The sequence below is a fragment of the Bradyrhizobium sp. YR681 genome, from assembly GCF_000282615.1.
In the GTDB taxonomy this organism is placed as follows: Bacteria; Pseudomonadota; Alphaproteobacteria; order Rhizobiales; family Xanthobacteraceae; genus Bradyrhizobium.
In genome coordinates this window covers 1-22,997 of record NZ_AKIY01000134.1, presented here as the reverse complement: position 1 = coordinate 22,997, position 22,997 = coordinate 1, and the positions used below count along the sequence as shown (strand labels likewise).

At 65.2% G+C, this 22,997-nt stretch carries 21 protein-coding genes; 9 read left to right on the top strand and 12 right to left on the bottom strand.

Annotation, left to right across the window (positions count from 1 at the left end):
- The 3 genes from PMI42_RS12165 to PMI42_RS12155 form a co-directional block, all read left to right on the top strand.
- A partial coding sequence (locus PMI42_RS12165; RefSeq protein ID WP_008134196.1) for a divergent polysaccharide deacetylase family protein occupies positions 1-1,162 on the top strand: 1,162 nt, incomplete at its 5' end.
- A 74-nt stretch (positions 1,163-1,236) separates the two neighbouring features.
- Positions 1,237-1,740, top strand: a complete 504-nt coding sequence (locus PMI42_RS12160; RefSeq protein ID WP_008134195.1) for an RNA pyrophosphohydrolase — start codon at positions 1,237-1,239, stop codon at positions 1,738-1,740.
- 64 nt (positions 1,741-1,804) lie between these two features.
- Positions 1,805-2,305, top strand: coding sequence for an RNA pyrophosphohydrolase (locus tag PMI42_RS12155; RefSeq protein WP_008134193.1), 501 nt, complete (start codon positions 1,805-1,807; stop codon positions 2,303-2,305).
- Between the two features lie 153 nt (positions 2,306-2,458).
- On the opposite strand, the gene PMI42_RS12150 is transcribed toward PMI42_RS12155, so the two are convergent.
- The 6 genes from PMI42_RS12150 to PMI42_RS12125 form a co-directional block, all read right to left on the bottom strand.
- Entirely contained in the window at positions 2,459-4,126 is a 1,668-nt protein-coding gene (locus PMI42_RS12150) for an adenylate/guanylate cyclase domain-containing protein (protein ID WP_008134191.1), read from the bottom strand.
- Positions 4,127-4,277: 151 nt separating this feature from the next.
- Positions 4,278-4,685 (bottom strand): F0F1 ATP synthase subunit epsilon, encoded by a 408-nt coding sequence (locus PMI42_RS12145; protein WP_008134190.1) that lies wholly within the window; start codon positions 4,683-4,685, stop codon positions 4,278-4,280.
- Between the two features lie 72 nt (positions 4,686-4,757).
- Positions 4,758-6,191, bottom strand: a complete 1,434-nt coding sequence (atpD, locus tag PMI42_RS12140; protein WP_008134189.1) for a F0F1 ATP synthase subunit beta — start codon at positions 6,189-6,191, stop codon at positions 4,758-4,760.
- An 83-nt stretch (positions 6,192-6,274) separates the two neighbouring features.
- Positions 6,275-7,147, bottom strand: coding sequence for a F0F1 ATP synthase subunit gamma (locus PMI42_RS12135; RefSeq protein WP_035965381.1), 873 nt, complete (start codon positions 7,145-7,147; stop codon positions 6,275-6,277).
- Between the two features lie 149 nt (positions 7,148-7,296).
- Entirely contained in the window at positions 7,297-8,826 is a 1,530-nt protein-coding gene (gene atpA / locus PMI42_RS12130; protein WP_008134187.1) for a F0F1 ATP synthase subunit alpha, read from the bottom strand.
- Positions 8,826-9,386, bottom strand: a complete 561-nt coding sequence (locus tag PMI42_RS12125) for a F0F1 ATP synthase subunit delta (RefSeq protein WP_008134186.1) — start codon at positions 9,384-9,386, stop codon at positions 8,826-8,828. The genes atpA and PMI42_RS12125 overlap by 1 nt, the downstream gene beginning before the upstream one ends.
- 657 nt (positions 9,387-10,043) lie before the next feature.
- On the opposite strand from PMI42_RS12125, the gene PMI42_RS12120 reads away from it, so the two are divergent.
- Positions 10,044-10,547, top strand: coding sequence for a septal ring lytic transglycosylase RlpA family protein (locus PMI42_RS12120; RefSeq protein ID WP_008134185.1), 504 nt, complete (start codon positions 10,044-10,046; stop codon positions 10,545-10,547).
- Positions 10,548-10,887: 340 nt separating this feature from the next.
- Here PMI42_RS12120 and PMI42_RS12115 read toward each other — a convergent pair whose 3' ends face one another.
- Positions 10,888-13,098 (bottom strand): primosomal protein N', encoded by a 2,211-nt coding sequence (locus PMI42_RS12115; protein WP_008134184.1) that lies wholly within the window; start codon positions 13,096-13,098, stop codon positions 10,888-10,890.
- 113 nt (positions 13,099-13,211) lie between these two features.
- Here PMI42_RS12115 and PMI42_RS12110 point away from each other — a divergent pair, with 113 nt between their 5' ends.
- Positions 13,212-14,177 (top strand): tyrosine recombinase XerC, encoded by a 966-nt coding sequence (locus tag PMI42_RS12110; RefSeq protein WP_008134183.1) that lies wholly within the window; start codon positions 13,212-13,214, stop codon positions 14,175-14,177.
- A 9-nt stretch (positions 14,178-14,186) separates the two neighbouring features.
- Here the strand turns inward: PMI42_RS12110 and PMI42_RS12105 are convergent, their stop codons facing one another.
- Positions 14,187-14,756 (bottom strand): hypothetical protein, encoded by a 570-nt coding sequence (locus PMI42_RS12105; RefSeq protein ID WP_008134182.1) that lies wholly within the window; start codon positions 14,754-14,756, stop codon positions 14,187-14,189.
- Positions 14,757-15,086: 330 nt separating this feature from the next.
- Here PMI42_RS12105 and PMI42_RS12100 point away from each other — a divergent pair, with 330 nt between their 5' ends.
- The 4 genes from PMI42_RS12100 (at position 15,087) to PMI42_RS12085 (ending at position 18,946) form a co-directional block, all read left to right on the top strand.
- On the top strand, positions 15,087-15,338 hold the full coding sequence (locus PMI42_RS12100) for a hypothetical protein (protein ID WP_008134180.1): 252 nt from the start codon (positions 15,087-15,089) through the stop codon (positions 15,336-15,338).
- Positions 15,325-16,728 (top strand): methyltransferase domain-containing protein, encoded by a 1,404-nt coding sequence (locus tag PMI42_RS12095; protein WP_008134178.1) that lies wholly within the window; start codon positions 15,325-15,327, stop codon positions 16,726-16,728. The genes PMI42_RS12100 and PMI42_RS12095 overlap by 14 nt, the downstream gene beginning before the upstream one ends.
- A gap of 4 nt (positions 16,729-16,732) precedes the next feature.
- Positions 16,733-18,271: an alkaline phosphatase family protein gene (locus PMI42_RS12090; protein WP_008134177.1), complete on the top strand. Its 1,539-nt coding sequence runs from the start codon at positions 16,733-16,735 to the stop codon at positions 18,269-18,271.
- An 84-nt stretch (positions 18,272-18,355) separates the two neighbouring features.
- On the top strand, positions 18,356-18,946 hold the full coding sequence (locus tag PMI42_RS12085) for a DUF4337 domain-containing protein (RefSeq protein WP_008134175.1): 591 nt from the start codon (positions 18,356-18,358) through the stop codon (positions 18,944-18,946).
- Between the two features lie 283 nt (positions 18,947-19,229).
- Here PMI42_RS12085 and PMI42_RS12080 read toward each other — a convergent pair whose 3' ends face one another.
- The 4 genes from PMI42_RS12080 to odhB form a co-directional block, all read right to left on the bottom strand.
- A complete protein-coding gene (locus tag PMI42_RS12080) occupies positions 19,230-19,760 on the bottom strand; it encodes a hypothetical protein (RefSeq protein WP_008134173.1) in 531 nt (176 codons plus the stop codon).
- Positions 19,761-19,794: 34 nt separating this feature from the next.
- Positions 19,795-21,195: a dihydrolipoyl dehydrogenase gene (lpdA, locus tag PMI42_RS12075; protein ID WP_008134171.1), complete on the bottom strand. Its 1,401-nt coding sequence runs from the start codon at positions 21,193-21,195 to the stop codon at positions 19,795-19,797.
- Between the two features lie 57 nt (positions 21,196-21,252).
- The gene (locus PMI42_RS12070) at positions 21,253-22,014 is read right to left on the bottom strand and encodes an SDR family oxidoreductase (protein ID WP_085969533.1); all 762 of its coding nucleotides are present in this window, start codon (positions 22,012-22,014) and stop codon (positions 21,253-21,255) included.
- Positions 22,015-22,069: 55 nt separating this feature from the next.
- The coding region (gene odhB, locus PMI42_RS12065) for a 2-oxoglutarate dehydrogenase complex dihydrolipoyllysine-residue succinyltransferase (RefSeq protein ID WP_008134169.1) at positions 22,070-22,997 on the bottom strand (928 nt) is incomplete at its 5' end.

The following is a 22,997-nucleotide window of genomic DNA, read 5'->3' as shown; positions in this document are numbered from 1 at the left end:
GCGCCTGCCGTTCACGGCCATGCAGGCGCTCGCCATCCTGCTCGGCCTGTTCCTCGTCAGCTTTGCCGGCTTCGCCATCTTCAACAAGGACCCGCTCGGCGGCGAGCCGATGACGCGGATCGCGATCCGCGAGCCCAAGGCGACCGAGGAGAAGCCGGCCGCCTCCGGCCATGGGGCGGAAAGCAAGCCGGAGACCAAGCACGAGAGCAAGGAAGCACCGAAGACGGCTGCCCCCGGCGAGCACAAGACCGTCACCATGATCGACGGCTCCACCGGGGCGCGCCACGACGTGGTGATCGGCGCCGGCGATGCCGCCGACAAGGGCGAAGCCGCGGCCGCCTCGGCCCCGCCGCCCGTCATGGCCGGGATCGATCCGAAACTGCTGGAGAAGTCGCGCTACGGCATGATTCCCGTGGTCGCGGGAGACCTCAAGCCGTTCAACGTCTATGCGGCTGATGCCGATCGCGCCAAGGCCGCCAGGATGCCTGTGATCGCGATCGTGATCGGCGGCCTCGGCGTCGGCGCCGCCAAGACCACCGATGCGATCATGAAGCTGCCGCCGGCGATAACGCTGGCCTTCACGCCTTATGGCTCCGATCCGGGAAAGCTCGCCGAGCGGGCGCGCGCCCAGCGCCACGAGATCTTCCTCCAGATCCCGATGGAGCCCTACGACTTCCCGGACAACGATCCGGGCCCGCAGACGCTGCTGACCTCGCTCACCGCCGACCAGAACACGGACCGCCTGTACTGGCATCTGAGCCGGATGCAGGGCTATGCCGGCATCGCCAATTTCATGGGCGCCCGCTTCGTGGCGACGGACGCCGCGATGCTGCCGATCATCCGCGAGGCGGCCAAGCGCGGCCTCGGTTTCTTCGACGACGGCTCCTCGCCCCGCAGCATCGCCTCCCAGGCCGCGGCGAGCGCAGCGATGCCGTTCGGCAAGGGCGATATCGCGCTCGACGCGGTGCCGACGCCGACCGAGATCGACCGGGCCCTGAACAAGCTGGAATCGGCGGCGCGCGAGCGCGGCATCGCGGTCGGCACCGCCTCGGCCCTCCCTGTCTCGATCGAGCGCATCGGCGCCTGGACCAGGACTTTGGGCGACCGTGGTATCCTTTTGGTGCCATTGACAACCGCGATGCTGAAATCAAAATCCAGCTAAATCAACGGATTGGTACGGCACTCGTCCTGCGGGACCGGCATGCCCCACCAAAAGCACGCGAGAGGTCTGGCGGAATGGCGCGTTACGAGGATCTGCCCTACCGGACCTGCGTCGGAGTGATGCTGATCAACACGAAGGGACTGGTGTTCATCGGCCGCCGCGCCGGCGGCATCGAGCATGTCGACGACACCCATGTCTGGCAGATGCCGCAAGGCGGGGTCGATCCCGGCGAGGACACCTGGGACGCAGCCAGGCGCGAGCTCTACGAGGAAACCAGCGTCCGCTCGGTGGAGCGGCTCGGCGAGGTTCCGGACTGGCTGATCTACGACATCCCGCGCACCGTTGCCGGGCGCGCCTGGAAGGGCCGCTATCGCGGCCAGCGCCAGAAATGGTTCGCGGTCCGCTTCACCGGCAAGGACAGCGAGATCAATGTCGAGAAACCCGGCGGCGGCCACAAGGCCGAGTTCGTCAGCTGGCGCTGGGAACCGATGAAAAACCTCCCGGAACTGATCATCCCCTTCAAGCGCCCGGTCTATGAGCGCGTGGTGAAGGAATTTTCGTCGCTCGCGGATGAATAGTTTGCATCGTCGTTCCGGGGCGTGCGAAGCACGAACCCGGAATGACGATCAAAGAAGTCACCGCATGTCGAATGAAAAGCCCTACCGTCCCAATGTCGGGATCGCGCTGTTCAACGCCGAAGGCCGCGTCCTGATCGGCCACCGATTCAAGGGCGACGGCCCCGAGATCATCCTGCCGGGCCTCGACTGGCAGATGCCGCAGGGCGGCGTCGACGAGGGCGAGAATCTGCGCGATGCCGCACTGCGCGAGCTCTGGGAAGAGACCAGCGTCAAGAGCGCGGACTATCTCGGCGAGACTGACTGGCTGACTTACGAATTCCCGCCCTATGACGGCCCGCAGACGCATCGCCTGGCGAAGTTTCGCGGCCAGCGGCAAAAATGGTTCGCGCTGCGCTTCACCGGCAAGGACGACGAGATCGACCCGCTGACACCGCGCAACGACCAGCCCGCGGAGTTCGACGCCTGGCGCTGGGAGCGCCTCGACCGCGTCGCCGACCTCGTCGTGCCATTCCGGCGCGAGGTCTATCAGGCCGTGGCGCGAGAGTTCGCGCCGTTCGCAAACTGAAACCGCGAAAACAACCCCATGCACAGTAGCCAAGCACCGCCGGCGCGCGGTGCTGTGGTGGTTGCGATGTTGCTGAAGCGTCGAAGAAAATCGGCGGAGAGGCGCAATCGTCGCGAGGTCGGCCGGTAACGCCTTCGCGGAGCCGTTTCGGCGCTAATTGATCGGTCCCACCGTGAACGGGCCGATCGCGATGACGTGGCAGTCGCTGTCGCGCCTGGCGCAATCGGCCAGCGCAGTGTTGACGGCGGTCTGCTCGTCGGCGGCTTTCAGGCCGAGGCCTGGGCGCCCTGCGGTGCCGACGGCCACCGCGTTCCAGCCCATGGCATCCCCTAACTTGCGCACGACCTCGTCGCGGGCATCGGCGATGATCGAGGCATTGCTGGCGGCGTGGAAGAAGCCGGTGATCCTGAGCAGGGTCGGGATCGGCACCACGAAATTATCGTCGACCGCGACGATCATGCAGGCAACACCGGAAATCGCACCGCAGGATTCCAGCGAACGCCGCGCCGAATCCTCCGGCGTCGGTGCGCCCAGCACCATGAAATATTGTCCGCCCGGGCCGAGCGCGACCGAGCGCGATTTCGCCGCCGGCACGAAGATGTTCTCGAGCCGGACCTTCGCGGGATCGCGCACCATCGGAAAATCCTTCGAGGCGAAGGCCCGCTCGGTCATGGCGTCATGTCGGAAAAAAGGAGACGGCGGCATCGGCGGCTTGCCGTGGGTGTAGACGACATTGTTGCCGACCGCATAGAGCTCGCAGCGCCGCGGCGATTGCGCGGCATCGGCGCGCTTCTGGCACTGATCCAGCGCCATGTTGCGTGCGGCCTCCTCGGTGGGCTGGTTCAGCGCCGAGCCGGAGAAGCCGCCGACATTGAGTGCGAAGGCCTTGTAGTCGCCGGAAGCGGAATAGTCGCCGGCGAGGTAGCTGCGGATGCGCTCGTTGATGAAGGGCACGCTGTCGGCGACGAGCTTGCCCGTTAGCGGCACGGCAGATGGTGACGGCGCGGGCATCGGCGCCATCGCAGCGCCGGCATTCGACGGCGGCATCGGCGCCATCGGCGCCTTCGCCATCTGGGTCGGCGTCGGACTCGGCGCTACAGCGACGGCCGTGGGCGTTGGGCTCGGCGTCGCGGCCGGCGTCACTGCGGCCGTCATCGCCTGCTTGAGCTTGGTGTTGTAGAGGAAGCCGGTGACGAGGATGGCGACGACCGAGACGATCGCAACCACCAGCGGCCACATCCACACCGGGGCCGCGGCCATCCTGGATGCGGGCTTCTTCAGTTTCGGCGTGGTGTAGGTCCCGTCCTCGCGCCGCATCGCCACCATGTAGGCATGCACCGGCGTCGGGATGTTCTTGACCTCCTGCGCGCCGATATCGGCAAACTGCACCGACAGCTTGTTGGCGACCTGCTCGTGCACGGCGCGGGAGACGCAGATGCCGCCGACCTCCGCGAGGCCTTCCAGCCGCGCCGCGATGTTGACGCCATCGCCCAAGAGATCGCCGTTGCGCTCGACCACGTCGCCGATGGTGATGCCGATCCGGAACGACATCTGCCGGCTCGGCGGATAGGCCATGTTGCGGGTCCGCAAGGACTCCTGGATATCGATCGCGCAGCGCACCGCATCGACCGCGCTCGGGAATTCCGCGAGCACGGCATCGCCCGCTGTGTTGAAGATGCGTCCGTTGGCCTTGGCGATGAAATCGTCGATGACTTCGCGGTAGGAGGCCAGACGCCGCAGCGTCTCCTCCTCGTCTTCCGCAACGAGCCTCGAATAGCCGGCAATATCGGCCGCGAAAATCGCCGCGATCTTGCGCTTCATCTGCGACCTGCCCTGGAACCCCTTCCGCGGCGGCAGAATGCCGCTATCTCCGGCACGGTGCAACAAAGTTTCAGCGCCCGCCACTTCCGTGACGAGCGCTGAACTTATTCAGGAATTTCAGGCTTGAGCCCCGGAGCGGTTGCGCCGGGGCTTAGTGCATAGCCGTGGAGCTGAGCTGCTGCTGGATGCTCTTGTAGTGATCGAGCCGCGCGATGGCTTGATCGAGCTCGTCACCTTCGTGCTCCTTCAGTCCCTCTTCCATCTCGGCGACGGTCTCGGCGAACTTGGCCTTGTCCAGCTCGGCCATCGAGGTCGCGACGTCGGCGAGCACGGTCAGGCCCTTGTCCGAGACTTCGGCGAGGCCGCCGAGCACGATGACCTTCTCGTGCTTGCCGCCGGTGGTGATGGTGAGAATGCCCGGGCGGATCGCGGCCACGACCGGCGCATGTCCGGCCAGCACGCCGAAGTCACCCTCGACGCCGGGGATGTCGACTTGGTCGACCTCACCCGAGAATGCGAGCTTTTCGGGCGAGACGAGATCGAAGTGGAAGGTGGCCATAACAAACCTGCGAATGGTGAGTGGCAAAAGAGGGAGCAGCTGTTCGCCACTCCCTAATCGCTATTCGAAAGCTCAGGCGGCCTCAGCAGCCAGCTTCTTGCCCTTCTCGACGGCTTCTTCGATGGTGCCGACCATGTAGAAGGCGGCTTCCGGCAGGTGGTCGTACTTGCCTTCCACCAGGCCCTTGAAGCCCTTGATGGTGTCGGCGAGGTCGACGAACTTGCCCGGCGAGCCCGTGAAGATTTCGGCGACGTGGAACGGCTGCGACATGAAGCGCTCGATCTTGCGAGCGCGGGCCACCGCCAGCTTGTCCTCTTCCGAAAGCTCGTCCATGCCGAGAATGGCGATGATGTCCTGGAGCGCCTTGTAGCGCTGCAGCACCTGCTGGACCTGACGGGCGACCGCGTAATGCTCCTCACCGACGACCAGCGGGGAGAGCATGCGCGAGGTCGAGTCGAGCGGGTCCACCGCCGGGTAGATGCCCTTTTCGGCGATCGAGCGCGACAGCGTGGTGGTCGCGTCAAGATGCGCGAACGAGGTCGCGGGCGCCGGGTCGGTCAAGTCGTCGGCCGGAACGTAGATGGCCTGCACCGAGGTGATCGAGCCCTTCTGCGTGGTGGTGATGCGCTCCTGCAGCGCGCCCATGTCGGTCGCGAGCGTCGGCTGATAACCCACCGCCGAAGGAATACGGCCGAGCAGCGCCGACACTTCCGAGCCGGCCTGGGTGAAGCGGAAGATGTTGTCGACGAAGAACAGCACGTCCTGGCCCTTGTCGCGGAAGTCTTCCGCAATGGTCAGGCCGGTGAGCGCGACGCGGGCGCGGGCGCCCGGGGGCTCGTTCATCTGGCCGAACACCAGCGCGCACTTCGACTTCACGCTCGGATCCGGATTGTGCGGATCGGCGTTGACCTTGGACTCGATGAACTCGTGATAGAGGTCGTTGCCCTCGCGGGTGCGCTCGCCGACGCCGGCGAACACGGAGTAACCGCCGTGCGCCTTCGCGACGTTGTTGATCAGCTCCTGAATCAGCACGGTCTTGCCGACGCCGGCGCCGCCGAACAGGCCGATCTTGCCGCCCTTCGCATACGGAGCGAGAAGGTCGACGACCTTGATGCCGGTGACGAGAATTTCAGCTTCGGTCGACTGGTCGGTGTAGAGCGGCGCTTCCTGGTGGATTGCGCGCAGGCCTTCGGACTTGACGGGACCGGCTTCGTCGATCGGCTCGCCGATGACGTTGATGATGCGGCCGAGCGTGCCTTCGCCGACGGGAACGCGGATCGGCGAACCGGTGTCGGTGACTTCCTGGCCGCGGACCAGACCCTCGGTGGTGTCCATCGCGATGGTGCGGACGGTGGACTCGCCGAGATGCTGGGCGACTTCGAGCACCAGGCGGTTGCCGCCGTTCTTGGTCTCGAGCGAATTGAGAATGGCCGGCAGGTGGCCTTCGAACTGCACGTCGACGACGGCGCCGATGACCTGGGTGACGCGACCGGACTGGGCTGCCATTGAATGTCTCCTTCGATCCGAACTTCTAAGCCGCGGTCAGCTAGACCGGGATGTTGCGTTTGACGGGTACTGAAGCGTCTTGGTCAGACGGCCTCGGCACCCGAGATGATTTCGATCAGTTCCTTGGTGATCTGCGCCTGACGCGTGCGGTTGTAGACCAGCGTCTGCTTGCGGATCATCTCACCGGCGTTGCGCGTCGCGTTGTCCATCGCGCTCATCTGCGCGCCGTAGAACGAGGCGTTGTTCTCGAGCAGCGCGCGGAAGATCTGGACCGCGAGATTGCGCGGCAGAAGACGGGTGAGAATCTCGTCCTCTTCCGGCTCGTATTCGTAGGACGTGGTGTTGGCGGCGGCGCCCGCCTCGACCACCAGCGGGATGACCTGCTGGGCGGTCGGGATCTGCGCGATCACCGAGCGGAAGCGCGAATAGAACAGCGTGCAGACGTCGAACTCGCCATTGTCGAAACGCGCCAGAACCTTCTTGGCGATGTCCTCGGCGTTGACGAAGCCGAGCTGGCGAACGCTGCGCAGGTCGAGATGCTCGACGATCTGCTTGTCGAACAGGCGGCGGAGCTGCTCGTAGCCCTTGCGGCCGACGCAGAAGAATTTGACTTCCTTGCCCTGCGCCATCAGCGCCTGGGCGCGCTCGCGGGCGAGACGCACGATCGAGGAGTTGAAGGCGCCTGACAGGCCGCGCTCGCCGGTGCAGACCAGCAGCAGGTGAACCTGGTCCTTGCCGGTGCCGGCCAGTAGCACGGGGGCGCCGGGCGAACCCGCGGCGGCGCTGGCGATGTTGGAGATCACCGCGCTCATCTTGTCGGCATAGGGACGCGCCGCTTCCGCCGCGGTCTGCGCGCGGCGCAGCTTCGAGGCCGCGACCATCTGCATGGCCTTGGTGATCTTTTGCGTCGCCTTGGTGGAGGCGATGCGGACGCGCATGTCTTTAAGTGACGCCATTCTTCGTTCACCCCGGCGGTTCGACTGATACGTCGGACCGCTAGCCTGTCCCTGTCGCAATGCCCGGCCGGGCGCCGGGCACGCTTCTTATTGCTTTGCCTCTCGCGAAGCGATCATGGCCGGAGGAATCCGGCCACGAAAACCTCTTCTTACGCGAAGCTCTTCGCGAAACCTTCGACCACCGACTTCAGCTTGGCAGCGGTGTCGTCGGTGAGGTCGCGGGTGTCGCGGATCGAGTTGAGGATCTCGGCGTTCTTGCCGCGCAGCAGCGACAGCAGACCGTCCTCGAACGCACGCACCTTGTTGACCGGAAGCGGATCGAGATAGCCGTTGGTGCCGGCCCAGATCACGCAGACCTGCTCTTCCATCTTCAGCGGCGAGAACTGCGGCTGCTTCAGGAGTTCGGTCAGGCGCGAGCCGCGGTTGAGCAGGCGCTGGGTCGAGGCGTCGAGGTCGGAGCCGAACTGCGCGAACGCCGCCATTTCGCGGTACTGCGCCAGCTCGCCCTTGATCTTGCCGGCGACCTTCTTGGTGGCCTTGGTCTGCGCCGAGGAGCCGACGCGCGACACCGACAGACCGACGTTCACCGCGGGACGGATGCCCTGGAAGAACAGGTCGGTTTCCAGGAAGATCTGGCCGTCGGTGATCGAGATGACGTTGGTCGGGATATAGGCCGAGACGTCGTTGGCCTGGGTTTCGATGACCGGCAGCGCGGTCAGCGAGCCCGAGCCCTGGTCCTTGTTCAGCTTCGCCGCACGCTCGAGCAGGCGGGAGTGCAGATAGAACACGTCGCCGGGATAGGCTTCGCGGCCCGGCGGGCGGCGCAGCAGCAGCGACATCTGGCGGTAGGCGACGGCCTGCTTGGACAGATCGTCATAGATGATGACGGCGTGCATGCCGTTGTCGCGGAAGTACTCGCCCATGGTGCAGCCGGTGAAGGGCGCGATGTACTGCATCGGGGCCGGATCCGACGCGGTGGCGGCGACGACGATCGAATATTCGAGCGCGCCCTGCTCTTCCAGCACCTTCACGAACTGCGCGACGGTCGAACGCTTCTGGCCGACTGCGACATAGACGCAGTACAGCTTGATGTTCTCGTCCGGCTGCGCGTTGAGCGGCTTCTGGTTCAGGATGGTGTCGAGCGCGATTGCGGTCTTGCCGGTCTGACGGTCGCCGATGATCAGCTCGCGCTGGCCACGGCCGATCGGGATCAGGGCGTCGATCGCCTTGAGGCCGGTCGCCATCGGCTCGTTCACCGATTTGCGCGGAATGATGCCGGGCGCCTTGACGTCGACGCGCATGCGCTTGTCGGCCTGGATCGGACCCTTGCCGTCGATCGGGTTGCCGAGACCGTCGACCACGCGGCCGAGCAGGCCCTTGCCGACCGGCGCGTCCACGATGGCGCGGGTGCGCTTGACGGTCTGGCCTTCCTTGATCTCACGGTCGGCACCGAAAATAACGACACCGACGTTGTCGGTTTCGAGGTTCAGCGCCATGCCGCGCGTGCCGTTCTCGAACTCGACCATTTCGCCGGCCTGGACGTTGTCCAGACCATAGACGCGAGCGATACCGTCGCCGACGGACAGCACCTGTCCGACTTCGGAGACTTCAGCTTCCTGGCCGAAATTCTTGATTTGGTCCTTGAGGATCGCGGAAATTTCCGCGGCGCGGATGTCCATCAGCCTGCCTCTTTCATCGCGTGCTTGATCGAATTGAGTTTGGTGCGAAGCGAACTATCGATCATGCGGCTGCCAAGCTTGACCACGAGGCCACCGATGATCGAGGGATCGACCTTCACGTTGAGCGCGACGTCCTTGCCGGTCACCGACTTCAGGGCAACCTTGAGGGCGTCGAGATTCTTGTCCGAAAGCGCCTCCGCCACGGTCACATCCGCGGTCGCCTCGCCCTTGAACTTGGCGACCAGGGCGCGATAGGCGCGGATGACGTCAGCCACCACGAACAGGCGGCGGTTGGCGGTCAGCACTTTGAGGAAATTGGCGGTGATGCCGGCGATGCCGGCCTTGGCCAGCACGGCCGAGAGGGCCTTGGACTGGGCATCGGCCGCGAACACCGGGCTGCGGACGAGGCGCGTGAGATCGGCGCTCTCCCCCAGCAGACCCTCGAACTTTTCGAGATCGGCTTTGACCTCGTCGACCACTTTCTGGTCGCGGGCCAGTTCAAACAAGGCCGTTGCATAACGGCCGGACACACCTGAAACGGACGTATCTTCTGCAGCCACAGACGCGCTCTTTTTGCTGTCAAACTCGCAAGGGAAAAACCGTCGCCACGAAGCGGCGCCTAGCGATCCAAGCCCTTGGAATTCAAGCGGGACTTCGATTTTCGGCCGACACGGGACGTGCCGGGTCCGTTAAAATCGCGGCTTTGCTAACATAGCAGGCGCGCACGTGCAACATGACGCCAAATTAAAGGCACGACGTTCTGTCGCCAGTTCGTCGCACACAGGACGCTTCAACAGAGTGGCGCGCTCATCTGCACCACGACCTGCCGCGCCACGGAATTGCCGTGAGCCTTACGTCGGCATCCCGCTGATCCGTTCCTGCCTTCAGCGCATAGCGGCCATGAACACGGATCACTGAGCCGTGATTCCGGCGCCGGTCGCTGGGGCCGCTGAATACTTACCCAATTCTAAACGCTGAGTGTGATGACTTCGTTTTACAGTATTCGAAAGTAATAGATCAGTTAACAAATCATTAAAATGAAAGATTACGGAATATCGGCTGAATAGTGGCAGGGGTCACAAGATATTTCATCACGACACATAGCTGAACTACTGCCCAATTCATGCCTCATTGCGCAACGAAACGCCAACCCGCTCACAAACTGATGGGGGCTCCACTAGCCACATATGTGGCAATACTAGCTTAGGGACCACTAAATGCTGTCTTTGAAGACGCTGGGCAATGTGACCCGGCCGCGTACGGCGATCGCTTTCGTTGCCGCAACTCTCCTCATTGGTGGAACTGCCACCGAAGCTTCCGCCAAATCCCGGCATCACCACCGGCATTCCTACCACCGCCACCACGCCCAGGCTGATACCAACGCGACCTCCGACTGGCGCAACGCCAATGCGTCGATGAATCCGTCCTCGGGCACGGGCCGCAGCTTCTCGGGCATGGCCTCCTATTACGGCAACGAGTCCGGCAGCCGCACCGCCTCGGGCGCGCGCTTCAACCAAAACGCCATGACCGCGGCGCATCGTTCGCTGCCGTTCGGCACCAAGCTGCGTGTCACCCATGGCGGCTCCAGCGTCATCGTCACCATCAATGACCGTGGCCCGTTCATCCGCGGCCGTGTCCTCGACCTCTCCACGGGCGCTGCCCGCGCCATCGGCCTCACCGGCGCCGGCGTCGGCCGCGTCACCGCGGAAGTGGTGTCGTAACGGCGCGAGAGCGCCTTAGCCTCAAAGCGCAGTTCTCGTCATTGTCTGCGGACATGTGAGCGGCGAGATCAGCGCGGGCGAAACAAGCCCGCCGTCTTGGGGGACGGCGGGCTTTTTGTTTGCGCCTACTTCGTAGCCCGGATGGAGCGCAGCGAAATCCGGGAAAGGTGCTGCGTCGAAAGTGCGGCCCCGGATTGCGCTGCGCTCCATCCGGGCTACAGGAGTGTTTTATTGCTCCGTCATTGCGAGGAGCGAAGCGACGAAGCAATCCAGACTGCCTCCGCGGAGGGATTCTGGATTGCTTCGCTCCTCGCAATGACGGGGAGAGAGCGGTGGGACCCTACAAAAAGCTCTGCGGATCGACGTCGACTTCGAGCTTCTGATTGCCCTTCGGCTTCGGGCACACCGCGAGCCAGTTGCGCAGATAATCCGACAGATCGAAACCGCGGGCCGATTTCACCAGGATGCGGAAGCGGTAGCGGCCCTTGATCACGGCGAGCGGCGCTTCGGCCGGGCCGAGCACCACGACGCGCTCGTCGCGCGGCGCAAGCGCAACGAGACGGCGGCCAAGGCCTTCCGCGCTCGGGCGGTCGCCGGCCGAAATGATCAGGCTCGCGAGCCGGCCGAACGGCGGATAGAGCGTGCGTTCGCGCAGGTCGATCTCGCTGTCGTAGAACGCCTCGCGGTCGCAGGCGATCAGCGCCTTCATCACGGGATGATCGGGCTGGTGGGTCTGGAGATAGCCGACGCCGCGGCCCTGCTCGCGGCCGGCGCGGCCGATCACCTGGTTGAGCAATTGCCAGGTGCGCTCGGAGGCGCGCGGATCGCCGTTGCTCAGGCCGAGATCCGCATCGACCACGCCGACGAGATTAAGCCGGGGGAAGTTGTGCCCCTTCGCCACGAGCTGCGTGCCGATGATGACATCGACGCGGCCTTCGGCAATTTCGTTCAGCTCGCTGCGCATGGTCTCGATCGAGGTGATGAGATCGCTCGACAGCACCATGGTGCGCGCGTCCGGAAACAGCGCCGCCGCCTCCTCCTGCAAGCGCTCGACGCCGGGGCCGACCGCAACCAGCGATTCCTCCGCCGCGCAGTGCGGGCAGGTTGGGGGCCGCGGCATCGAGAAGCCGCAATGATGGCAGACGAGGCGCTGGCGAAAGCGGTGATCGACCAGCCAGGCATCGCAGATGGTGCAGGCGAAGCGGTGGCCGCAGGCACGGCACAAGGTCAGCGGCGCATAGCCGCGGCGATTGAGGAACAGCAGCGCCTGCTCGCGCTTCTCGATTGCTTTTCTGATCTCGGAGGCCAGGCGCGGCGAAATGAAGCGGCCGCGCGCCGGCGGCTCGCGGCGCAGGTCGATGGCCTCGATATGCGGCATGTGCTGGCCGCCGAAGCGCGAGGGCAGCGCGATGCGCTGATAGCGGTTCTTGCGCGCATTGACCTCGGACTCGACCGACGGCGTCGCCGAGGCCAGCACGATCGGGATTTTTGCGATATGCGCGCGCACCACCGCCATGTCGCGGGCGTGATAATGCACGCCCTCGTCCTGCTTGTAGGCCTGGTCGTGCTCTTCATCGACGACGATGAGGCCGAGATTGGCGTAAGGCAGGAATAGCGCCGAGCGCGCGCCGACCACGACCGGCGCGGTGCCCTCGGAAATCGCCGCCCAATTGCGCGCGCGGGTGCGCGGCGTGAGCTCGGAGTGCCATTCGATCGGCCGCACGCCAAAGCGCTGCGCGAAACGATCGAGGAACTGGCCGGTCAGCGCGATCTCCGGCATCAGGATCAGGGTCTGCTTGCCGCGGCGGATGACCTCCGCAATCGCCTCGAAATAGACCTCGGTCTTGCCCGAGCCGGTGACGCCGTCGAGCAGCGCGACGTGAAAGGTGCCGTTGGCCGCGAGCGCGCGCATTGCATCGACCCCGGCGCGCTGCAGCGGCGAAAAATCCGGCCGGGCGAAATCCGGATCGGGGGCCGGCGGCGGCGCTGGCGGCGGCATCGGCTCGACCGCGAGCGTGCCTTCGTCGACGAGGCCGTCGATCACGCCGGCGGAGACGCCGGCCTCCTTGGCAGCTTCCGACTTGCCGTGCAGCAGCCGGTCCGACAACACCTCCATCACACGCTGGCGCGCGGGCGTCAGCCGCCTGGGGGGATCGCCGACCAGACGGACGCCGGCGCGCGTCCGCTCGGGGCCGAGATTCTCGCCCATCCGCAGGCACATGCGCAGCACCATGCCGCGCGGGCTCAGCGTGTAATTGGCGACCCAGTCGACGACCGCGCGCAATTCCGGCTTCAGCGGCGCGACATCGATCTTCTCGCTGACCTCCTTGAGGCGGTTGTGCAGGCGCGGATCGGGATTGGCGTTTTCGCCCCAGACCACAGCCAGCACCTCGCGCGGCCCGAGCGGCACGCCGACGAGATCGCCCGCCTTCAGCTCCATGCCGCGCGGCACCTTGTAGGAATAGGTCTGGTCGAGCGCGACCGGCACCAGCACGTCGACCATGCGGGTCGCGTTGGCGGGGGTGGTCGTGCTGCGCGACGAATGATCCATCGGGGGGAGAATCGGAACCTTGGGGGCCTGAGGCTAGCGCCGCGAGGCGGCCTTAGCGAACAGTAAACGGGTGTGATGCGATATACTGAGTGGAATCATTACGTCCAGAGCGCATGAGCAAAGCGGCCGCCCCACAAATCGAGCTCGCCAGCGCCGATCCTGACATTGCGCAGGAGATGACGCGCTGGCTGTCGCATCTCGGCACCGAGCGGCGGCTGTCGCCGAAGACGCTGGAGGCCTATGCCCGCGACCTCAGGCAGTGCCTGGATTTCCTCAGCAATCATTGGGGCGAGCGCGTGACGCTGGCGCGGTTCGCCTCGCTGGAGGCCACTGATATCCGCGCCTTCATGGCGATGCGCCGGGCCGACGACATCGCCGGCCGCTCGCTGATGCGGGCGCTGGCGGGCCTGCGCTCGTTCGGCCGCTTCCTGGAACGCGAGGGCAAGGGCAAGGTCGGCGCGCTCTCGGCGATCCGCGCGCCCAAGGTGGCCAAGACATTACCGAAACCGCTGCCGATGGCATCTGCAAAACGTCTGGCCGATGCCGACGAGCGCGCCGGCGAGGACCGCGAGACCTGGGTTCTGGCGCGCGATGCCGCGGTGATGGCGCTGCTGTATGGCTCGGGCCTGCGCATCTCCGAAGCGCTGGGACTGAAGCGCCGCGAGGTGCCGAAGCCGGGCGAAGGCGACGTGCTGATCGTGACAGGCAAGGGCAACAAGACCCGCATGGTGCCGGTGCTGCAAAACGTGCTCGAACTCGTGCAGGAATACGTGTCGATGTGTCCGTATCCGCTGCCGGCGGAAGGCCCGATCTTCCTCGGCGCGCGCGGCGGTCCGCTCAGCCCGCGCATCATCCAGCTCGCGATGGAGCGGCTGCGCGGCGCGCTCGGCCTGCCCGACAGCGCGACGCCGCACGCGCTGCGGCATTCCTTTGCCACGCATCTGCTCTCGCGCGGCGGCGATCTGCGCGCCATCCAGGAGCTGTTGGGTCACTCCTCACTCTCGACCACGCAGATCTATACCGGGATCGATTCCGAGCGGCTGCTCGAGGTCTATGCGAGCGCGCATCCGCGGCGGTGAGGCTGCGGCTCAGTTCGAGAGATATTCGATCTCGTAGACGTAGTTCGATCCGCGTCCGACCTCGACACGGACCGCCGGCCTGAATTTCTCCAGCCGTTCGTAGAGCGGCGTGGTGACCTTCACCGTTCGGCCGCCGATGTCGGCGAGGTAATCCGACCTGCGGCTACCTGACGTTCGCACGCGATCGACACGGCCTTCGATCACGAGCCGGGACGTCAGGTGGTCGAGAAACAGCATCCGTCCGGCATACCACGCAAGGCCGCTGCCGAGCAGCACGATCAGGATCATCGAGGCGAGCGCCTTCGCCTTGTCGCGAAACGAGCCATAGAGCGGAGACTGCCGCAGCTGGGAACCGGCCATGGCCAGGCCGACAACAACGAGGCCAACATGGACGTCGTTGACCGCGATGATCGAGCTCTTGTCATAAAATATCACCAGGCCGAGATAGGTCATGCCGACCGCGAACACGATCTTGCCGATGAACGGAAAAGCCGCGGTGTTGCGGGCCTTCAGCAGCGCGAATGCAGCGATGATGACGAAGGGCCAGAAGCAGGCTGCGATGCATTCCGCGGTAGTCATGAGGCAGGACTAGAACACCCCGGACAACAAGACCATTAATTGCATCGCCATGGCGTTTGTCCTCGGCGCCGATTGCGCCGTTCGGTCAACCGTCGGTAAACCCGGAGCCGACAATTCATCCGCGCACACCCGGCGCGGAAAAAATGATGTCCGACTATGTCCCGCCTGCCTTAATTGCGGAATGCGGCGGTGCAGCGGTGGCCAAATTCGGGCGACTTTCGCCTTGATGGAGAAGATTTAAGGTTACGCGCCGGACTGGAGTGCTACGCTCTGTCACAGACGGCGGGTCCGGCCCATCACGGCCGGTCGCCCTGTCGTGACGGGGCTTCAATGAAGAACAAGAAATTCCCTGTGGTCTTCATGACCATTCTGGCGTGTCTGGCCGCGCTGATGCCGACCAGCGCCTATGCCTATCTCGATCCGGGGACGGGCGCGTTCGCGGTGCAGAGCCTGATCGCCGCCATTGCCGGCGGCCTGATTGCCGTTCGCGCCTATGGACGTCGGCTTCTCGGATTGTTCTGGCGCTCGAAGGCCGCGCCGGAGGACTGGCCCAAGGATTCGTCCGGCAATGGCCATTCGTGATCCCGGCTCGTTCCGCGATCCCTCGGGCACCATCTTCTCGTCCGGCGACACGATCCTGCGCTCCGTCAACGGCGAGGCCGCGCAGAATTTCGCGCGGCTGAAATCATCCGGCGCCTATGACGATCTGGTCGGCCGGGGCTGGATCGTCAGCGCGGAACAGGCCGATGCGGCGGCGATCGCCGACATGGCGGAGCCCGCGCGGGGCGCGCGCGTGCTGGTGCATCCAAAGCTGCCGTTCATCTCCTATCCCTATGAATGGCCCTTCGCGCTGCTCAAGCGCGCCGCGCTGCTGCATCTCGATTTGCAGCTGCGCGCGCTGGATTTCGGTTTCGCGCTGTCGGATGCCAGCGCCTACAACGTTCAGTTCGCAGGCCACCGCCCTGTTTTCATCGACATCCCGTCCTTCGTGCCTTACCGCGACGGCGACTACTGGACCGGCCAGCGCCAGTTCATCGAGCAGTTCGTCAATCCGCTGCTGCTGCGCGCGCTGTTCGGGATCGCGCACAATGCCTGGTATCGCGGCGCGCTCGAGGGCATCGCAAGCTCCGACATCGTCGCGCTGCTCGGCCGGTTCAGGCGCTGGCTCGCGCCTGACATCCTGACCAACATCACGCTGCCTGACTTGCTGCAGCGCCGCGCGCGTCACGCGCCCGATGCGGACGCGCGTCCGGCACGGCCGCTGCCCAAGGCCGCGCTGCAAATGGTGCTGCGGCGGCTGCATCGCTGGGTCTCGCGGCTGACGCCGAAGCCGATCGCGCCGACCGAATGGCAGCGCTACGAGACCGGCAACGTCTCCTATGCCGGCGACGAGGAGCGCAGAAAGCAGGACTTTGTCGCGGATTTCGCCCGGCGCCATGCGCCGGCCTGCGCGTGGGACATCGGCTGCAACACCGGCCGTTACGCCGAGGCGCTGTTGCAAAACGGCGCGGGATCGGTGATCGGCTTCGACACCGACCTCGACGCGCTGGAAGCTGCGGCGGCGCGCGCGGCGGCGGCACGCCTCAATTTCCTGCCGCTGTTCTCCGATGCGGCCAACCCGAGCCCCGCGCAGGGCTGGGGCGAGGCGGAGCGATCGGGCCTCGCCTCGCGCCGCAACGCCGACGCCGTGATCGCGCTGGCACTGGTGCATCACCTTGCGATCGGCCGCAACGTGCCGCTGCCCTTCGTCGTGGAATGGCTGGTCGGCCTCGCGCCGCGCGGCGTGATCGAATTCGTGCCGAAACCCGATCCGATGGTCCAGCGCATGCTGCGGCTGCGGCGCGACGTCTTTGCCGATTACGACAGTGCGCAATTCGAGCAGGCGCTCGGTCGTCATGCCCGCATCGTCGGACGGCTCGCGCTCGCCGACGGCGGCCGGACGCTGTACGAATTCGAGCGCGTTGCAGGCTAGCACGATGGGCACTCGCAACGATCGATGGCTGCTCCTGCAATCGCTGCTCGCCGCCGCGATGCTGTCGACGGTGGCGCTGCTCGATTTCTATGCCGAAAACATCACGGCGCTCGCCGGCCCCTCCAGGGTCCTGCGCTACGCCGCAGCCACGATCGCGATCACGGCCTTCCTGGCCGCCGGCTTGAAACTCCTCCTGCGACGGCTCCCTCTCTGGCGCATCCTGCTGGCGGCGGGATTGATGATGTTCGTGTTCTTCGCCTACGACATCGGCCTGATCCAGCGCGAGCTGAAGGCGCATCTCGGCCAGCTCGCGCCGCTTGTGTGGGTGGCGGGCACCTTGGGCACCGGCATCGTGGCGCTCGGCACCATCCGCAATCGCGCTACCATATCGGTCGCGCTGGTTCTATCGGCCGCATTCGCGGCGCCCCCGATCGCGCGCATTGCGGCCCTTGCGATGCGCGATGATGCCGCACGCGCTGCCGCGTCAAGCACGACCGGGACGCACGAACGATTTGCGCTGTCGCCCAACATCTACTGGATCGTGCTCGACGGTTATCCGCGCCAGGACGTGCTCGCCGAGGATTTCAAGTTCGACAACAGCACTTTCATCGAGTCGCTGCGCGGGCTCGACTTCACCGTGCTGGGCAAGAGCCGCTCCAATTTCCCCGCCACCGTCAATTCGATCTCCAGCACTGCCAGCTTCGACTACACCGTCGAAGGCGACGGCGAGACGCTTCGGCCGCTGCCGATGCCGGAGCTGCAGGCACGTGTCCGGGGCAAGAACCGCACCGTGGCCCGCCTGACATCGGCGGGTTACACCTATGTGCATTTCGAGAACGGTTACGACTATCTGACCGAATGCGCGCCTGACGAGGTGCGATGCGTGCATGGCCATCTGGGGCTGGACGAGCTCGACATCGCAATCCTCTCCAACACGCCTATCATCGACCTGATCGTGCAGCACCGGCAATCGACGCCGTTCGCATGGGGCGGCGTCGACGATCTCCAGTCGAAGCTGAACGTCATCCGCGCGATGCCCTCGCCGTTCTTCCTCTATGCGCATGTGCTGGCGCCGCATCCGCCGATCCGCTTCCGCTCCGATTGCAGCTTCCGTCCAGCCGATCCGGACCTCCAGCTCTGGCGCCCGGAGTCGCGGCCGGCTTTCGTCGAGCAGCTCACTTGCGTCAACGCGCAGGCGCTGACGCTGCTTCATGACATCACGCGGACCGATCCGGACGCCCTGATCATTCTCCAGTCGGATCACGGCACGGCGTTCCGCGGCCAGTTCGGGAAGCCGCCGACGGCTTGGACGGATGAGGATCTGAACGAGCGTTTCGGCGCCCTGAACGCAATGCGGCTGCCCCGCCCTTGCGGCGCATTGGCGACTGAGGAATTGACGCTGGTCGACACGTTTCCCCTGGTGCTCTCCTGCCTGTCCGGCGCGGAGTTCAAGCCGCATCACCCACGCTTTTTCGTAACGCCGTATGACAATGGCGCGGCTCCCGGCCGCGCCATCGAATATTCATCCGAGCACGTGCGCTAGAAGCGACACCAGCGAATGCCGCTTGGCGCTTGCGTCCGGCAGCACATTCGGTCAATCGTTGCGGAACCGAACAGGAGGGGAATCATGAGCGCACATGAAAGCATGGAGCATGCCGAGCACGCCGAACACGCGTCCGGCTCGAACAAGAAGATCGCGCTGCTGATCGCCGTGCTGGCGCTGTTCCTTGCGATCTCGGAAACGCTCGGCAAGGGCGCCCAGACCGAATCGATCAGCAAGAACGTCGAGGGCGCCAATCTCTGGGCGTTCTTCCAGGCCAAGAGCATTCGCCGCACCGTGGTGGTGACCGCGACCGAGCAGGGCAAGCTGACGCTGGCCGGCACGACCGACGACGCCATGAAGGCGGTGGTGCAGAAGCAGATCGAGGACTGGACCAAGACCGCCGCACGCTACCGTTCCGAGCCCGAGACCGGCGAAGGCACCGAGCAGCTCGCCGAGAAAGCCAAGCACGCCGAGCACGAGCGCGACGAGGCGACCGCGAAGTACCATCATTTCGAGCTGGCGTCGGCCGCCTTCCAGATCGGCATCGTGCTGGCCTCGGCCACCATCATCACCGGCATGTTCGCGCTCGCCTATGTCGCCGGCATCCTGACGCTGGGCGGCATCCTCATGACCGCGCTCGGCCTGTGGTGGCCGCATCTGCTGCATCTGCATTGAGGGATTGAGGCTGCGACTGCACTGCTGACTCCGTCATCCCGAGGTGCGAGGAGCGCAGTGCATCAGCATTGCGCTCGGAGCCTCGAAGGATGAACGGCCGAAATGCAGCCGGGCCGTCGCCCTTCGAGGGCCGCTGAAGAAGCGGCCACCTCAGGGTGACGGTGAGAGACGAATTGCTGTGGCCCGGATTTGTAGCTGCATGGAGCGTAGCGAGATGCGGGGGCGACTGTCCCGGATTGCGCTGCGCTCCATCCGGGCGGCGTGACCGCCATCGTGGCGAAGCTTAGCGCGCCTGATGCACGCTCTTGCGGAAACGCTGGATCAGGCGGAGCGTGCGGGAGGACCAGCCTTCGCCGTTGCCGGCGATGATCTCCTTGATGCGCTGCTTGACCGGATCGACCAGCTCGGCCGCCTTGGCGCGCAGCTTCAGCACCAACGCGTAGAGCCGCTCGAACCAGTGCATCTCCATCAGCTTGTCGCGCGTCACGTCGAACACGAAGGCGGTGACGCCGACGCCGAGCAGCTTTGCGAACAGGAACGTGGAGACGCCGCTCAGCCAGTATTCATGCGTGAGCAGATACAGGCCAGCGAGCTTGAGCGGAAACAGCGGGATGATCGGCACCGCGAACACGATCAGCGTCATGGCCGGCGGCAGCGCGTCGACGCGCTCCGTCAGCCATTGCTTGAAACGCGCGAGCGGGATGGCTGCGACAACCCGCGCGACGATCGGTTCGAGATGGTCCCACAGCCAGGCTTCGATCAGGAAGATGATCGCCAGCAGGACCCAGACCGGTTGAAGAAGGCGGCGCAGCATGTGTTGTCCCGCCCGAACAGGCTCGGGGCGTGGCCTACATATGGATGGCCCGCTTGCCGACTGCAAGCGCGGCTTCCTTGACGGCTTCGGACCGGGTCGGATGGGCGTGGCAGGTGCGCGCGAGATCCTCCGCACTGCCGCCAAATTCCATGAGAACGCACGCTTCATGGATCATTTCGCCGGCTTCGCGGCCGATAATGTGCACGCCGAGCACGCGATCGGTCTTCGCATCTGCGAGAATCTTCACAAAGCCGTCGGTGGTCTGGTTGACCTTGGAGCGGCCGTTGGCGGTAAAGGGAAACTTCCCGACGGTATAAGCCACGCCCGCCTGCTTCAGTTCCTCCTCGGTCTTGCCGACGGAGGACACTTCCGGCGTGGTATACACGACGCCTGGGATAACATCGTAGTTCACGTGGCCGGCCTGCCCCGCGATGATCTCCGCAACGGCAACGCCTTCATCCTCGGCCTTGTGCGCGAGCATGGGGCCGGCGACGACGTCGCCGATGGCATAGACGCCCTTCAGGCTGGTGGCAAAATGCGGATCGATCTGCACGCGGCCGCGATTGTCCAGCGCGACGCCGGCTTCCTTCAGCCCGAGCCCATCCGTGTACGGCACGCGGCCGATGCAGACGAGCACGACGTCGGCTTCCAGCGTCTCGGCAGCACCGCCGGCGGCGGGCTCGATGGTCGCCTTCAGCGTCTTGCCTGAGGTGTCGACCGCGGTGACCTTGGCACCGAGCTTGAACGCGAAGCCCTGTTTCTCGAGGATGCGCTGGAACTGTTTTGCAATTTCGCCGTCCATGCCGGGCAGGATGCGGTCGAGGAATTCAACGACGACGACTTCGGCACCGAGGCGCTTCCACACCGAGCCGAGCTCGAGGCCGATCACGCCGGCGCCGACGATCAGGAGCTTGCCGGGGACCTTGTCGAGCGACAGCGCGCCGGTGGACGAGACGATGCGCTTCTCGTCGATCTCGATGCCCTTGAGGCGCGCGATGTCCGAGCCGGTGGCGATGACGATGCTCTTGGTCTCGATCACCTGCGACTTCCCGTCGGCGGAGACTTCGACCTTGCCGGTGCCGAGGATCTTGCCGGTGCCCTTGAGCACGTCGACCTTGTTCTTCTTCATCAGGAACTCGACGCCCTTGACGTTGCCGTCGATGCCCTGCTGCTTGAAGTTCATCATCGCCGGAAGCTCAAGCTTCGGCGCGGAGACGCTGACGCCCATCTTGGCGAAGGAATGCCCGGCTTCCTCGAACATTTCGGAGGCGTGCAGCAGCGCCTTGGACGGCATGCAGCCGACATTGAGGCAGGTGCCGCCGAGCGTGGCGTTCTTTTCGACCACGGCGACTTTCATGCCGAGCTGGCTGGCGCGCACTGCGCAGACATAACCGCCAGGTCCGGTGCCGATGACGACGAGATCGTAGGTAGCCATGAGAGAAAGTCCCGTAAGTTTAGCGTGATGGGGATGTGTCAGCGTCCGCGCGGCGCGTCAGCGTCCGCCGGACACATCGAGAGTGGCTGCGGTGATATAGGACGCCTCGTCCGACATCAGCCAGATGATGGCGCTGGCGATTTCGTCCGCGGTGCCGACGCGCTTCATCGGCACCATATGCGCCAGACGATGATGCCGGTCGGGCTCGCCGCCGGAGGCGTGGATTTCAGTATCGATCAGTCCCGGCCGGATGCCCGCGACGCGAATGCCCTCGCCGGCAACCTCATAACCGAGGCCGGTGGTGAAGGAATCGATCGCGCCCTTGGACGCGGCGTAATCGACGTAAGTGTTGGGCGCGCCGAGCTTGGCAGCCACCGACGACAGATTGACGATGACGCCGCCCTGGCCGCCATGCCTGGTCGACATCCGCTTCACGGCCTCGCGCGCGCAGAGGATGGAGCCGGTGACATTCACGGCGAGCACACGCTGGATGCGCTCGGCCGACATCTCGTCGACGCGCACGCCGCTGGTGCCGACGATGCCGCCATTGTTGACGAGCGCGCCAAGCGTGCCGAACTTGTCGGCCTGCTCGAAGAGATCGATGATGTCGCGCTCCTCGGCGACATCGCATTTCACTGCGATGGCCTTGCCGTTGCTGGCCGCGATCTGAGACACGACTTCATCGGCGGCGGTCTTGTTGCTGGCATAGCCGACCACGACGCGATAGCCGCGCGCAGCCGCTGCAAGCGCGGTCGCCCGCCCGATGCCGCGGCTGCCGCCGGTGATGACAACGACTTTATCGGTCAAACCCGCCTCCATCTTTCGACAAGCGCCGTCGCCCATGCAGGCGACGGCGCTTTCAAAACATTAGCGATCAGAGATCGAGCACCAGGCGCGCCGGATCTTCCAGGCTCTCCTTGACGCGAACCAGGAAGGTCACGGCTTCCTTGCCGTCGATGACGCGGTGATCGTAGGACAGCGCCAGATACATCATCGGGCGGACCTCGACCTTGCCGCCGACGACCATCGGACGATCCTGGATCTTGTGCATGCCGAGGATGCCGGACTGCGGCGCGTTCAGGATCGGGGTCGACATCAGCGAGCCGTAGATGCCGCCATTGGTGATGGTGAAGGTGCCGCCCTGCATCTCGTCGATCTTGAGCTGGCCGTCACGGGCGCGGCGGCCGAAATCGGCGATGCCCTTCTCGATGTCGGCGATCGACTTGTTGTCGCAGTCGCGCACGACGGGAACGACGAGGCCCTTGTCGGTGCCGACGGCGACGCCGATGTGGTAGTAGTTCTTGTAGATCAGATCGGTGCCGTCGATCTCGGCGTTGACCGCCGGGATGTCCTTCAGCGCCTGCACGACGGCCTTGGTGAAGAAGCCCATGAAGCCGAGCTTGCTGCCGTGCTTCTTCTCGAACGCGTCCTTGTAGTGGGCGCGCAGCGCCATCACGTTGGTCATGTCGACCTCGTTGAAGGTCGTGAGCATGGCGGCGGTGTTCTGCACGTCCTTGAGGCGGCGCGCGATGGTCTGGCGCAGCCGGGTCATCTTGACGCGCTCTTCGCGGGCGGCGTCATCGGCCGGCGAAGCGCTGCGGACCTGAACGGCGGCGGCGGGCTGGTTGACCGGGGTCGGCGCGGAAGCCGCGCGCTCGATTGCAGCGAGCATGTCGCCCTTGGTGACGCGGCCATCCTTGCCGGAGCCGGGGACGGTCGAGGCATCGACGCCGGTCTCGGCCGAGAGCTTGCGCACGGACGGAGCGAGCGGGGCGTCGGCCGGCGGCGCCTTCGCAGCCGGG

Bases quoted from the DNA above. Each gene is read 5' to 3' on its own strand.
- PMI42_RS12160 (WP_008134195.1), top strand. From the start codon at position 1,237: ATGGCGCGTTACGAGGATCTGCCCTACCGGACCTGCGTCGGAGTGATG.
- PMI42_RS12155 (WP_008134193.1), top strand. From the start codon at position 1,805: ATGTCGAATGAAAAGCCCTACCGTCCCAATGTCGGGATCGCGCTGTTC.
- PMI42_RS12150 (WP_008134191.1), bottom strand. From the start codon at position 4,126: ATGAAGCGCAAGATCGCGGCGATTTTCGCGGCCGATATTGCCGGCTAT.
- PMI42_RS12145 (WP_008134190.1), bottom strand. From the start codon at position 4,685: ATGGCCACCTTCCACTTCGATCTCGTCTCGCCCGAAAAGCTCGCATTC.
- atpD (WP_008134189.1), bottom strand. From the start codon at position 6,191: ATGGCAGCCCAGTCCGGTCGCGTCACCCAGGTCATCGGCGCCGTCGTC.
- PMI42_RS12135 (WP_035965381.1), bottom strand. From the start codon at position 7,147: ATGGCGTCACTTAAAGACATGCGCGTCCGCATCGCCTCCACCAAGGCG.
- atpA (WP_008134187.1), bottom strand. From the start codon at position 8,826: ATGGACATCCGCGCCGCGGAAATTTCCGCGATCCTCAAGGACCAAATC.
- PMI42_RS12120 (WP_008134185.1), top strand. From the start codon at position 10,044: ATGCTGTCTTTGAAGACGCTGGGCAATGTGACCCGGCCGCGTACGGCG.
- PMI42_RS12115 (WP_008134184.1), bottom strand. From the start codon at position 13,098: ATGGATCATTCGTCGCGCAGCACGACCACCCCCGCCAACGCGACCCGC.
- PMI42_RS12110 (WP_008134183.1), top strand. From the start codon at position 13,212: ATGAGCAAAGCGGCCGCCCCACAAATCGAGCTCGCCAGCGCCGATCCT.
- PMI42_RS12105 (WP_008134182.1), bottom strand. From the start codon at position 14,756: ATGACTACCGCGGAATGCATCGCAGCCTGCTTCTGGCCCTTCGTCATC.
- PMI42_RS12100 (WP_008134180.1), top strand. From the start codon at position 15,087: ATGAAGAACAAGAAATTCCCTGTGGTCTTCATGACCATTCTGGCGTGT.
- PMI42_RS12095 (WP_008134178.1), top strand. From the start codon at position 15,325: ATGGCCATTCGTGATCCCGGCTCGTTCCGCGATCCCTCGGGCACCATC.
- PMI42_RS12090 (WP_008134177.1), top strand. From the start codon at position 16,733: ATGGGCACTCGCAACGATCGATGGCTGCTCCTGCAATCGCTGCTCGCC.
- PMI42_RS12085 (WP_008134175.1), top strand. From the start codon at position 18,356: ATGAGCGCACATGAAAGCATGGAGCATGCCGAGCACGCCGAACACGCG.
- PMI42_RS12080 (WP_008134173.1), bottom strand. From the start codon at position 19,760: ATGCTGCGCCGCCTTCTTCAACCGGTCTGGGTCCTGCTGGCGATCATC.
- lpdA (WP_008134171.1), bottom strand. From the start codon at position 21,195: ATGGCTACCTACGATCTCGTCGTCATCGGCACCGGACCTGGCGGTTAT.
- PMI42_RS12070 (WP_085969533.1), bottom strand. From the start codon at position 22,014: ATGGAGGCGGGTTTGACCGATAAAGTCGTTGTCATCACCGGCGGCAGC.